Consider the following 13,169-nt stretch of genomic DNA (forward strand, 5'->3'; position numbering starts at 1 on the left):
CCCTACCTGCTAACTTTTCTTCAGCGTTACTTTAATCCCGTATTCCGGTCGCAGAGTAATCGAAGGTTGAGGTACGATCGCATAATCTTGCACGACATTAACTTCAAACTTTTGGGCAATTGTCGCCAACAACAAAACCGCTTCCATCATCGCAAATCCTTTACCGATACAAGTACGTGGGCCATCACCGAACGGAAAATAAACCCCCCTGGGAAGTTGCTTTTCTAAATCGTTAGCCCAGCGTTCCGGCTGAAATACTTCTGGATCTTCAAAATAGCGAGGATTGCGGTGCATCACCCACTGACTCATCATCACTTGACATCCAGCAGGCACTTCATATCCGCCTATTTCGCAATCCTGAGTTGCTTCGCGAGTCATTATCGGTACGGGTGGATAAAGTCGCATTGCTTCCTTAATAATCATCTCGGTGTAGCGCAATTTCGGCAGATCCGCAACAGTAGCAGAACGGGAGTCAAGTACCTCTTTTAACTCCGCTTGCAATTTGCTACGCACTTCCGGATGTTGAGATAAAAGCATCCACGTCCACGACAGAGTATTCGCCGTAGTTTCGTGACCTGCTAACATCAGGGTGATCGTTTCATCTCGCAATTGCTTATCTGTCATTTGGCTGCCATCTTCTTCATCTTTTACCTGCATCAACATTGACAGCAGATCTCCGGTATCTTCACCGCTAGTACGCCGTTCCTCAATCAGGTGATAAATGCTTTTATCCATTTGCTGGATGGCATTTTTGTAGCGGATATTTTCCGGTCTGGGAAACCATTCCCAAATAAAAAAACCTTGCTTGCGCTTATTTTCAAACCAGTGCATTGCCACATCGATCGCATAAGCTACATTTTTAGCTTCTCCCTCCGTAATATCCTGGTTAAACAGGCACTTCATCACAATATTTAATGTTAGCTGCATCATTTCATCGTGAATATCGCGAGTTTCGCCATCTTGCCAAGTATCGATCGCCCTTTCGGCATAAGCAACCATAATCTGACCGTAACCTGCAATGCGCTTATGGGAAAATACTGGTTGAATCAGGCGTCGCTGATGCTGCCACCAGTCTCCTTCACTGCTGAGAAGTCCTTCGCCTATAAAGCTTCGCAGCGCCCTTATGCCTTTAGATTTTATGAATAAGATTCTCTCTTTGAGAACTTGTTCGATATATTCAGGCTGAGTCAACAGACACGCTGGTGTTAAGCCCAAGCGCAGGGGTACAATATCGCCATATTCGCGGGTACATTTCGTCAAAAAACCCAACGGATCTTGACCCAACTCGGCCAGGTTGCCGACTATGGTATTTCCTTCTGGGCCGGGTAATTCAAATAGGTCTTGACTCATGGTTTGTTCTCTCACACAGATTTTATACTGTTAAAAATAGCCCAAAATATAATGGCAATAATTCGGTCTACTGTGTTTGTGAATACAAAAATTATTAAAATTTAATTAGTTTTAAACCATCAAGCCGCTCTGTTGCGGTCATTGTATGCGATCGGCTCAACAAATTGAAAACTTTATTAAATTAAAAAATCTCTCTACCTAACGGAGGATGCCAATTTTTGCATAAAGCGGGTGAATAAACTCTTTTAAAGATGGAAGCTGTTTAACAAAAACGAGCGCACCCAAAATACAAAAGATGCCAGAAATTACTAACGTATAGCTAGCACCAATCTTTTCAGCTAATGTACCAGCGCATAAATTGCCAAGCGGTATCGTACTAAAAGCCATGATGTAAAGACTCATCACTCTGCCGCGTTTATCATCGTCAACAATGGTTTGTAACAATGTATTGCAGCTGGTAAATAGAAGCACCGAGCCAAAACCAATTACAAACATCATTAATAAAGAAACCCAGGGTGTACGGGAAATGCCAAAAGCAATCAGACCTATTCCCCAAATTAGCGACGATAAGACAATCAATTTGTCGATTCCAGCTATGCTTTGACGCGCACTCAGATAAATAGCTGCCACGAAAGCACCCACTCCTGAAGCCGCCATCAAAAACCCTAATGTATCGGCACTGCCATGCAGAATTTTGGTAGCAAAAACAGGCACAAGAACCATATACGAAGTTCCCATGAAACTGACTAAAGCAAGCAGCATTAGTATAGCCCGAATGGGTGGAAAGTTAAATGAATAAACAAATCCTTCTTTTAATCTTTCCCAATGATTTGGATTGATAAATGCTATTTCCCTGGGCTTAATATTCATAGCTAACAGGGAGGCAATCACGGCAATAAAGCTGAGTCCGTCAATCAGAAAACATACACCAGCACCAACAGCGGCAATTAGCAAACCTGCTATACCTGGGCCAAGTAACCTAGCGCTGTTAAATAGGGAAGAATTGAGAGCGATCGCATTTCCCAAGTCTTCCCTATTTTCCACCATTTCTACCACAAAAGCCTGACGAATTGGCATTTCAAAAGCATTAATCGTACCTTGACTAATGCTCAAAACAATCATATGCCAAATCTGAATTTTCCCCGTTAGCGCCAGAAATGCCAGCGTTAAAGACTGCATCATCAGCAAAATTTGCGTAATCACCAACAATCTGTGCCGATTCCACCGATCTCCAAAAATCCCCCCAAAAGGAGCCAGGATAAAGTTAGGAATTTGACTGGCAAATCCCGTTACTCCCAGAAGAAGGGCAGAATTTGTCAACTGATAAACTACCCAGATCGTGGCAACTTGTGTAATCCAAGTACCAATCAGAGAAATGCCTTGCCCTAAGAAAAAAAGCCGAAAATTTCTCGATTTTAAGGCACGCAGAATCTGCCCGAATCTGTTTTTATCAATTTTCATTTACTGCTACCATATTTGATTTCTCCAAGATATTTCCTCACTACGAACGAATCATCCTGCTCGTGGGTGATTTTCAAATTCTCAGCTGCTTTTAACGCAGATATAAAATCTGGGTAGGGGCCAGACCAAAAAATCGCTTTAACCAGCACATCCCCGCCAGCGAGCGAACCGTACACTATATAATAAACGGCAAAAAGATCTTGGCTATTGCTATCGGTTCTTTTTAACACGGTCGTTACTCCCCTTGGCGAAATTATCAGGAAATCCAACCATTATTAAAGCCGATCTATCAGACATAGTTTGTTGTTAACATATCCAAAATTATTAGTTTTTTATCTATCTCTGCTATGTCTGGGATAAGCTTACACCGTTTTTCTTCTCGTCTGGCGACAGCTAGTTTTCTCCCTTTGCCTTGACTGCGACGCTGACTACAGCTGACATCCCAGGAGCGATGCGCGATTCATATCCTTTGATACTGTCAGCATCGAAAACAACTTTAACTGGAATGCGCTGCACAACTTTGGTGAAGTTGCCGGTGGCGTTATCCGGCGGTAATAAGGCAAATTGAGAACCGGAAGCGGGGGAGAAACTATCAACCCGACCTTTAAATGTCTGATGAGGAAAGGCATCGAGTTTGATTTCTACTTCTTCTCCCGGTTTCATCCTCTCCAATTGAGTTTCTTTGAAGTTGGCAACTACCCAATATTCGTCACTGACAATTGCCATCAAAGGAGTTCCCGCTTGCACTCTTTGTCCGACTTCTACAGATTTGCGACCGATCCTTCCCGCAGCAGGGGCGGCGATTTCGGTGTAAGATAATTGCAACTGCGCGTCTTTGAGAGCAGCTTGCGATTGTGCGATCGCAGCTTGTGCAGCTTCGTACTGACTGCGGTTCACTTCAGTTTGTTGATTGCTGGCTGTCGCCTGTTGCAATCCTCCCTTGGATGCGGCGAGTTTGGCTTGGGTGCTGGCTACACCTTCTTTAGCTTGGGCAACTTTGGCTTGCGCTCTAGTTACCCCTTCTTTCGCTTCAGCCACTTGCGCTTGGGCTCTCACTACGTTTTCTCTCGCTTGCGCCACTTGCGCTTGGGCTGTCGCTATGCCTTGTTGCGCTTGCGCCACTTGCGCTTGGGCTCTACCTACACCTTCGGTGGCTTGCGCTACTCGTGCCTGGGCTTGTTGAATTCCTTGTTGGGCGGCGGTTTTTTGGGCTTGCGCTACATCGTAAGCTGCTTTAGCAGTCTCCAGTTGCTGACGGGCGATCGCACCAGAAGCATACAAACTGTTATACCTGTTATAGTCGGTTTCCGCCCTTTCCAAAGTAGCCTGAGCTTGCGCTAACTGAGCCTGCGCCGCCGCTACACCAGCTTCGGCTTCTTTAACCGCTGCTTGCGCTTGGGGCACTCCCGCTTGCGCTGCGGCAAGTACGGCTTGGGCTTGCTGCACGCCAGCTTCAGCTGCGGCTTGTGCGGCTTGTGCCTGCGGTACTCCCGCTTGGGCTTGCTTGACTGCCGCTTCAGCAGCCGGAACTCCCGACTCCGCTTCTTTCACTGCTGCTTGTGCGGTAGAAATGGCGGCTACAGCCGCGCCCACATCTCCTTGGGCTGTGGCTGTTTTGGCTTGGGCAGTTTGTGCCGCTAGGGCGATGTTAGCTTGTGCCGCAGCAGCTTGACGCCTCGCCGCTTCTAGCGCTGCTTCGCTGTTTTGCACTTTGACTTGAAAGTCGCCTGGATCGAGCTTTATTAATGGCTGACCTTTTTGCACTAGCTGGTTATCGTCTGCCAGCACTTGTGCTACTGTACCGTTAACTCTACTGCTGACATTGAGAATGTGTCCGGCAACTGTAGCGTTGTCTGTTTCTTCGTGAGTGGAAGCATATTGCCAGTAATGATAGCCAAAGTTACCAGCTGTAGCGATCGCACCTATTCCCAAAGCCGCCAAAATTAGCTGCTTTACTTTCTTGCGCGGAGCTTTTTGAGGCGCTGTTAAATCCTCTTTCTCTTTCTCAATCTCCGGCTCTATCACCGGCAGGGTTTGCTGTTTGTCCGCAGTCAGCAACTCGCTTTCTACATCCGCAACTGCGGGTTTTTGTCCGTTTATTACTGCTGTGTTTGAGCGTTTCACAGTTGTTGTTTCTCTGTTAGTTAGGGTTTTATTTAGCGTTCGTAGTTTTCGCTTGTTTTAGCGAATTACTAATTTATTTCGTATACGTAGTATCTTAGAAAATTTCCACAATAAAGGTGTCACTCCCAGGAGGTAATTAGCCTCTATCCCAAGGAACCTATGAAAGATTTGCGATCGCCACATCCACCAGTTCGGAAAGCCGTTCCCTTTCTGCCTCTGAAATGCCTTGCATCGCTTCTTCGCGGATTTCTACGGCAATAGGAGGCAGTACGTGCTTCAGTTCCTTGCCAGCTTCAGTCAACCAAATCCGCCAAATGCGGCGATCGCGGCTATCCCTTTCCCGGCGAATCAGTCCCCGTTCCTCCATCCGGTCTAGCACCCCCGTCAAAGTACCTCCCACCTGTTGCAGCTTTTCCCCTATGCTGGAGGTAGCTAAGCCATCTTCTTGCCACAAACAGCACAGTACAACCCAGTGGAAAGGAGTCAGGCCGTAAGGTTCCAGTCGGTCTTGAAATTTGCGAGATAACATCTGGGACAGCAGCTTAATCCGATAGCCCAAACCCTGCGGTGCTAAAACTTCCTGCCAGCCCTTCGCCAATTTCCGCTCCACAGATGGAGAAATCATTGTGGCTCCTATCTATTTATTTCGCACTCTTACTATTAGTTTGACACTCCTCAGCCTAAAGGCATGAGGATTCTTGCTTCATAGGGATTCCAGCGAATTTACCCTCAGCAAGCATCTTGACCGTATACCCTACGGCTGCAAGCCCTCTTATGAGAACTACCTGCGCGGCGGCCACATCTCTATCCGTGGTATAGCCGCAATCTGAACAAACATGAGTACGTTCTGACAACTCTTTTTTACCTGTCTCAACATGACAACTAGGGCAAATCTGGCTGGTTTTGCGACTATCTACTTTTTGGAAATAGACACCATGCTTAAAACAAGTTTGCTCTAGGATACTGAAGAATTGACCAAATCCAGCATCTAAGCAATGCTTACCCAACATCCCACGCGATAACCCTACTAGGTTTAAATCTTCAACAAACAGCATTCCGATATCGTTGCAGATTTGGTGGGATAATTTTCGGTGCCAGTCCTTACGGCAGTTGGCAACGTACTCATGTAACTTGGCTACCTTCTTCTGGGCTTTATGCCAATTGTTTGAACCTAAATGTTTTCTCTCGACACGCTGTTGCAGCAATTTAAGCTTGCGTTCGGCATCTGTAAAAAACTTTGGGCGATTGACGATTAGACCATTAGAAGTAGCAACAAAGCTTTTTAAGCCTACATCAATTCCTACCGCTTCCCCATGTGGCATTGGTGATGGCACAGATACATCCCATTGAACAGTTAGCATCACGTACCATCCAGACGCACGTTTAACTACACGAGCTTGCTTGATTACGCCGCTATCTGGAATTGAGCGTGATTGATGTAGTTTTACTGCACCAATCACGGGTAATTTCACGTATCTATTGCTGAGTGGATTTGTTCCTAATTGCGGGAAACAGAAAGAACGCATTCGCCCAGGTTTTTTAAATCTGGGGAACCCATGATTTTGCTCCCACATACTGACAAAAGCTTTTTCAAGTCTTCTTAATGTCTGCTGTAAAGATTGAGCGTTAACACGTTTTAGGTATTCGTTTTCTTTACGTGCAGCAGTCAAAGACTTGCATTGACTGGCAAACGTTGGGCGTGGGGCATCGGCAGAAATGATGTATTCAGATCGAAGTGAGCAAGCGTTAACCCGACAACTACGAGACTGGTACCAATCTTTGCGTTCTGCTAAGGCATAGTTATAAACCCGTCTATGGATTTCTAGCCATTCCTCAAATGTTGCAATTTGGGACTGTGTTGGTTTTAATTTGAACTCGTAAGTCAGGTTAAACATTTAATGACCTCCTGACTTATTTTAGCATATCTACTAATCGGTGTCGCGGTTTGTAGGATAAAGTCGCCCTAAAAGGGCAAGGCTCTAACCCCATAATTTTCGGTAGCAAAGCGCTTTTGGAAAACTATCTGAGCGCTCGGCAACAAAGCCGATCTTATCGCTCGAAATCGCCGTAACACCCCAACTATACCGTTAGATTAGTTAAGGAGTGTCAAAAGATTGACCGATACTATTTCAAAGCATCCTGCCAACCTTTGGCTTCGACTGGTTTCCTGAAAACTCTGTGGATTGGGTATTAAGTTATGTCAACTCACCGGACTGTTCTTGTAATTGCCGATTCTGATGAGAGCGATCGCAATTATTGGTATCAATTACAGCAAGACGGGAGTTTTGCATACAGAATTCTCACTCAGCGATACGATCCCCAACTTCTGGCACTGTCGCAAGCACAGCAGATTGACGGCATCCTTCTAGAACTCGACTCTCCGCACTGCCGCAACTTCGATGTTCTTCGGCAACTGAAGCAACAGATGGGTAGGCACTGTCCCCCAATTGTGGTGATTGACAGTAATGATGTAGAGGTAGCGGTGCGAGCATTCAAAAACGGGGCAGCGGATTATCTGGTCAAAGACCGGATGACTCCAGACGACCTGCGCTTAGCGATGCGAAGTGCGATCGAAAATGCCGAATTGCGACGGGAACTGCAATACAGTCAGGAGCAGTTCCAAACATCGGTTGAGAATATGCTGGATTGCTTTGGCATCTTCTCATCCATCCGTAATGAGTTCGGGCAGATTGTAGACTTTCGCATCGATTATCTCAACAGGGCAGCCTGCGAAAATAACCAGATGCCCAAAGAAATGCAAATCGGTCGAGGTTTATGTGAGGTGCTGCCAGCTCATCGCGAAACGGGGTTATTTGACGAGTATTGTCGGGTAGTGGAAACAGGAGAACCGTTAATCAAAGATTCCCTCATCTACGATGACACTTATGGCGATCGTCGGCTGAAGAGGGCATTTGATATTCGGGCTACCAAGTTAAATGATGGCTTTGTCGCCTCCTGGCGGGATGTCACCGATCGCAAGCGTTTAGAGTTAGATTTGAGCCAAACATTAACAGACCTGCAACAGCAACAGCAACAACTCCAACGACTAATCGACACCGCTCCCATTGGTATAGCCATTGGCTCGGTCAACGGTGAAATGATGACCGCGAACGATACCATGCTGCACCTGCACGGCTACACGCGGGAAGAGTTTGAGCAACAAGGCATGAACTGGTACAACTTTATCCCGGCAGAGTTGACTGAACGGGCTGTGCAAAACCTGGCACAATTGCGGCAACATGGCTTTTTCCCACCGCAGGAGATGGAACTGCTGCATCGAGATGGAGCGCGAGTTCCCATTTTGCTGAGTGCGATGCAGTGGATGGATAGCACCGATGAGCATATGGTGTTTGCCGTGGATTTAACCCCGCAAAAACAAGCTGAAGCAGCCATTCAACAATTAAACCGAGATTTGACAAATCGGGTTACCGAACTGCAAACTCTTTTAGATATTATTCCTGTGGGCATTGCGATCGCCACCGATCCCAGCTGCACTCAAATGCAGAATAACGCCTACCTCCGACAATTGCTAGGCGTTCGTCCCGGCAACAACATCTCCAAAAGTGCGCCAGTCGATGAACAACCTCCCTATCGAGTCTTCCAGAACAGACAAGAAATACCCACCGAAAACTTGCCGATGCAAGTTGCTGCCAGACTGGACGTAGACGTGCGAGATGCAGAATTTGACATTTTGTGGCCGGATGGCACGGTGCATCAGATATTATCCTATGCAACTCCCCTGCGCGGCGACTGCGATCGCATTAGAGGAGCGATCGGCGTTTTTTTAGATATGACAGAACGCAACCAAGCCGCCGCCACGATCGAAGCCAGTCAACACCGATATCGAGAATTGGCAGAAGCGATGCCTCAAATGGTTTGGACAGCCGATGCAACGGGGGCAGTCAATTACTGGAATCAACGCTGGTATGAGTATACAGGTTTGAGTGAAGCCGAGTCGATGGGTTTAGCGAGGGTAAGTGCGGTTCATCCCGACGATCGCGATCGCACTTTAGCTCAATGGAGCCAATCGATCGCCAATGGGGAGACATTTGAGATTGAATACCGGATTCGCCGTTGGGATGGCGAGTACCACTGGTTCATCTGTCGAGCCATACCGACAAGAAACTATCACAATCAAATTACAGGCTGGATCGGCACAATTACCAATATAGACGACATCAAACGCAGTGAAGCCTTGGTTCAACAGAGCCAGCAACAACTTCAACGACAACTGGCAGAAATTGAAGCTATTTATCAGTCTGCCCCGATTGGCTTAAATGTCCTGGATACCGACCTCCGCTTTTTGCGGATCAATCAGCGATTGGCAGAAATTAATGGGTTGTCTGTAGAAGCTCATATTGGCCGTACTGTGCGGGAACTGTTCCCCGATCTGGCGGATACTGTCGAACAGCTTCTGCGTCCGATTTTGGAAACCGGAGAAGCGCTATTAAATGTAGAAATTCATGGAGAAACACCAGCAAAACCGGGAGTGAAACGCACCTGGTTGGAACAATTTTTACCCTTAAAAGATGGCGATCGCGTAATTGGCATCAGTACGGTTTGTGAAGAGATTACCGAGCGAATTCAAGTAGAAGCTGCCCTACGTCAAAGTGAAGAACGATTCCGCAACATGGCAGATAACGCACCTGTGATGGTTTGGGTGACAGATGCTACAGGATATTGCACTTACCTCAGCAAAACCTGGTACGAGTTCACGGGGCAAACCGAAGCTACGGGACTGGGGCTGGGGTGGTTAAAAGCAGTGCATCCAGACGATCGCGAATTTTCTAAAGACATCTTCTTAAAAGCAAATGAGCGTTACGAAGCCTTTCGGCTGGAATATCGTTTGCGTCGTCAGGATGGTGAATATCGGTGGTCGATCGATGCAGCAAGCCCTTGGTTTGGAGAAGATGGGGAATTTAAAGGATACATCGGTTCAGTCATTGATATTCACGATCGCAAACAAGCTGAGGAGCGCTATCGCACTTTATTTGAATCGATGAATGAAGGCTTTTGTGTCATAGAAATGCTGTTTGACGAACACAACAAGCCTTTCGATTATCGCTTCCTCGAAATAAATCCGTTATTTGAGCAACAAACAGGACTCAAACAAGCAGAAGGTAAAACAGCACGTCAGCTACTTCCAGATCTGGAACCTCATTGGTTTGAGATTTACGGTAAAGTCGCACTGACAGGCGAACCCGTCCGCTTTGAAAATGGCTCTGAAGTGATGAATCGATGGTTTGATGTTTCCGCTTTCCGCACTGGAGAACCAGAAAGCCGAAAAGTCGCTATCCTGTTCAAAGATATTAGCGATCGCAAACAAGTAGAAGCTCAACGGCAACGTAGCGAAGCGATTCTTCAAGCATTTATCGCCGCATCCCCAATTACCCTAGCGCTGTTCGATCGAGAACTGCGATTTCTTTATGCCAACGAAGCCCTCGCTAAAATCAATCAACTTCCTTTAAGCGAGCATTTGGGACGAACCTTGTGGGAAGTCGTACCGCAAATGGCACCTCAATTTGCGCCTTTGCTGCTCCAGATTATGGAAACTCAACAACCCGTCCTCAATGTGGAGTTTAGTGGCGAAGTTCGACCGGGTGTTTTTAGAAGTACTATTGCCAATCATTATCCTGTTTGTTTGCCTAATGGGGAAGCGATCGGGGTTGGGGTAGCTGTGATGGATGTTACCGAACTCACTTTGGCACAACAGGAACTTCGGGAGAGCGAAGCACGCTTCCGTACTTTAGCAGATAATATTTCCCAATTTGCTTGGATGGCAGATGAGAATGGGTGGATTTTTTGGTACAACCAGCGCTGGTTTGATTATACAGGTACAACCTTAGAAGAAATGCAAGGTTGGGGCTGGCAGCAAGTGCATCACCCAGACCATCTAGAGCGGGTGGTCAAAAAGTTTCGTCACTGTATGGAAACGGGGGAAACTTGGGAGGATACCTTTCCCTTGCGGGGGAAAGACGGACAATATCGTTGGTTTCTCTCCCGCGCTATTCCAGTTCGGGACGAACGGGGTAAAGTATTGCGGTGGTTTGGCACTAATACTGATATTACCGATCGCCAACAAGCAGAGGAAGCATTGCGTCAAAGTGAGGAACGCTATCGCTGTTTGGCAGAATCGATCCCCCAATTAGTTTGGACAGCTAATCGGGAAGGAGCTTTACTGGATGTCAATCAACGCTGGACTGAGTTCACGGGGGTAACCCTCGAACAAGTCCGCATCACTGGTTGGGAAGCGGTTGTCCATCCCGAAGATCTACCGATTTTGAGTCAACGCTGGAATGAGGCGGTGCAACAGAAAACTGCCTATCAAGCTGAAGGTCGAATGCGGCGAGCAGATGGCATCTATCGCTGGCATTTGCATCAGGCAATTCCCCAAAAAAATGAGCGAGGTGAAATTGTCAAATGGTTTGGCACTGCAACTGATATCGAAGCGCAAAAACAACTGGAAATCGAACGCCATCGGCTATTGGAGCAAGAGCAAGCCGCACGGTCAGCAGCAGAACGCGCTAACCGAATCAAAGATGAATTTCTGGCTGTTCTTTCCCACGAGTTGCGATCGCCCCTTAACCCCATTCTGGGTTGGACAAAATTATTGCAAACTCGTAAGTTAGATGAAACTAAAACTGCTCAAGCCCTCGCCACTATTGAGCGGAATGCCAGATTGCAAACACAATTGATTGATGACCTGCTCGATGTTGCTAAAATTCTGCGGGGCAAGCTGAGCTTGAATGTGACATCTGTGAATTTATCGTTTGCGATCGAATCTGCGATCGAGACGGTTAGAACGGCAGCTATAGCTAAATCTATCTCACTCAATATCGTATTACCGAACATTGGGCAAGTTTCTGCTGATGCAGCCCGATTGCAGCAAATTGTCTGGAATTTACTGTCCAATGCGATTAAGTTCACTGGGAATCACGGGCAAGTCAATATCACGCTGGAACAAGTTGGCAATCTAGCAGAAATTACGGTGAAGGACACGGGTAAAGGTATTAACCCAGAGTTTCTCCCTTACATTTTTGAATCGTTCCGTCAGGAAGATGCCTCCATCACTCGCAAGTATGGGGGATTGGGGCTGGGGTTGGCGATCGTTCGTCAATTGGTCGAGGCCCACGGCGGTACGATCGCCGCTGATAGTCCGGGTGAAGGGATGGGAGCCACTTTTACTGTCCAATTGCCATTACTGAATGTTGAGCCGGAAATCAAACATACAAATGAATTGCCACCGCAAGAACTCGATATGACGGGAATTAGAATCCTCGCCGTGGATGATGACCCTGATGCGCGTGAGTTATTAACTGTATTGTTGACCCAATACGGAGCGGAAGTTGTGACGGTTGCATCTGCGGCGCAAGCGCTGGCAACTTTGGAATCCTTCCCACCCGATGTGTTAGTCAGCGATATCGGAATGCCCCAAGTTGATGGCTATACCCTGATCCAAAAAATTCGTGCTTTACCACCCGAAAAAGGTGGACAGGTTCCGGCGATCGCTTTGACTGCTTATGCTAGAGAAGACGATCGTCAGCGAGCCTTAGATACTGGCTATCAACGGCACGTTACCAAGCCTCTTGAGCCAGAACAGTTAGTTCGATCTGCGATCGCACTCGCAAGGACTAAATAACCCATATTCTGCGAAATTAAGCACAGTAACGATCGCTTGACAATCGTTACCAATCCCCAATACCAAGTGCCCCATGCCCAAAAAAACCACGATTTCCACATTCAGTACAGGAGAGAAACTTGCTTTATTGGCAACTAGCGCGATCGCCACTACTGCTTTTTTGGTTGCGATCGGTTTAACATCTCCTGCTAACGCACAGGAATGTATCCAAAATGGAGGACTTGCGGTTTGCTTAAATGATGGTTCGCTCCTCAATAATCGGCAACGGGAAGGTCGTTCGCGTTACGACAAAATCAATAAAATTTATCGCGAAGTGCTAGAAAGAGATGCGGATGAAATGGAATTGAGAACTTGGTACAGAGAATTAGAAAGACGCCGATCGTTAAGAGATATTCGCCACGATATCGCTAAAAGTCGGGAAGCTCAAGATGCGATTAATCGGATTTACATAGAAGTGCTGGGGCAAATTGCCGATCGCAAAAATCTGGAAATGTGGACAAAACATTTAGCTAGAGGAAGAACCATGCGGGAAGTGCGCCAAGAAATCGAACGCATCGCACAAGCTCAAAATACCCCAGGATATACCTGGCGCTGA

At 46.8% G+C, this 13,169-nt stretch carries 8 protein-coding genes; 2 read left to right on the plus strand and 6 right to left on the minus strand.

The genetic code is table 11. From position 1 onward, the window contains the following. Positions 1–9: 9 nt before the first annotated feature. The 6 genes from H6G03_RS09115 to H6G03_RS09140 form a co-directional block, all read right to left on the minus strand. On the minus strand, positions 10–1,350 hold the full coding sequence (locus tag H6G03_RS09115; RefSeq protein ID WP_190464012.1) for a cytochrome P450: 1,341 nt from the start codon (positions 1,348–1,350) through the stop codon (positions 10–12). A 198-nt stretch (positions 1,351–1,548) separates the two neighbouring features. Further along, on the minus strand, positions 1,549–2,811 hold the full coding sequence (locus H6G03_RS09120; protein WP_190464013.1) for an MFS transporter: 1,263 nt from the start codon (positions 2,809–2,811) through the stop codon (positions 1,549–1,551). Next, on the minus strand, positions 2,808–3,041 hold the full coding sequence (locus H6G03_RS09125) for a hypothetical protein (protein ID WP_190464014.1): 234 nt from the start codon (positions 3,039–3,041) through the stop codon (positions 2,808–2,810). Before H6G03_RS09125 ends, H6G03_RS09120 begins: the two co-directional genes overlap by 4 nt. 163 nt (positions 3,042–3,204) lie before the next feature. Continuing rightward, a complete protein-coding gene (locus H6G03_RS09130) occupies positions 3,205–4,935 on the minus strand; it encodes an HlyD family efflux transporter periplasmic adaptor subunit (protein ID WP_190464015.1) in 1,731 nt (576 codons plus the stop codon). Between the two features lie 157 nt (positions 4,936–5,092). Beyond that, the gene (locus H6G03_RS09135; protein ID WP_190464016.1) at positions 5,093–5,560 is read right to left on the minus strand and encodes a MarR family winged helix-turn-helix transcriptional regulator; all 468 of its coding nucleotides are present in this window, start codon (positions 5,558–5,560) and stop codon (positions 5,093–5,095) included. A 55-nt stretch (positions 5,561–5,615) separates the two neighbouring features. Further along, positions 5,616–6,830 (minus strand): RNA-guided endonuclease InsQ/TnpB family protein, encoded by a 1,215-nt coding sequence (locus H6G03_RS09140; protein ID WP_190464017.1) that lies wholly within the window; start codon positions 6,828–6,830, stop codon positions 5,616–5,618. Between the two features lie 302 nt (positions 6,831–7,132). On the opposite strand from H6G03_RS09140, the gene H6G03_RS37890 reads away from it, so the two are divergent. Both H6G03_RS37890 and H6G03_RS09160 read left to right on the plus strand, forming a co-directional pair. Then, entirely contained in the window at positions 7,133–12,574 is a 5,442-nt protein-coding gene (locus H6G03_RS37890) for a PAS domain S-box protein (RefSeq protein WP_242056797.1), read from the plus strand. A 73-nt stretch (positions 12,575–12,647) separates the two neighbouring features. Next, positions 12,648–13,169 (plus strand): hypothetical protein, encoded by a 522-nt coding sequence (locus H6G03_RS09160; RefSeq protein ID WP_190464018.1) that lies wholly within the window; start codon positions 12,648–12,650, stop codon positions 13,167–13,169.

This window comes from Aerosakkonema funiforme FACHB-1375 (assembly GCF_014696265.1).
Classification (GTDB): Bacteria; Cyanobacteriota; Cyanobacteriia; order Cyanobacteriales; family Aerosakkonemataceae; genus Aerosakkonema; species Aerosakkonema funiforme_A.

Coding starts and splice junctions, on each gene's coding strand:
- H6G03_RS09115 (WP_190464012.1), bottom strand. CDS start 1,350: ATGAGTCAAGACCTATTTGAATTACCCGGCCCAGAAGGAAATACCATA.
- H6G03_RS09120 (WP_190464013.1), bottom strand. CDS start 2,811: ATGAAAATTGATAAAAACAGATTCGGGCAGATTCTGCGTGCCTTAAAA.
- H6G03_RS09135 (WP_190464016.1), bottom strand. CDS start 5,560: ATGATTTCTCCATCTGTGGAGCGGAAATTGGCGAAGGGCTGGCAGGAA.
- H6G03_RS09140 (WP_190464017.1), bottom strand. CDS start 6,830: ATGTTTAACCTGACTTACGAGTTCAAATTAAAACCAACACAGTCCCAA.
- H6G03_RS37890 (WP_242056797.1), top strand. CDS start 7,133: ATGTCAACTCACCGGACTGTTCTTGTAATTGCCGATTCTGATGAGAGC.
- H6G03_RS09160 (WP_190464018.1), top strand. CDS start 12,648: ATGCCCAAAAAAACCACGATTTCCACATTCAGTACAGGAGAGAAACTT.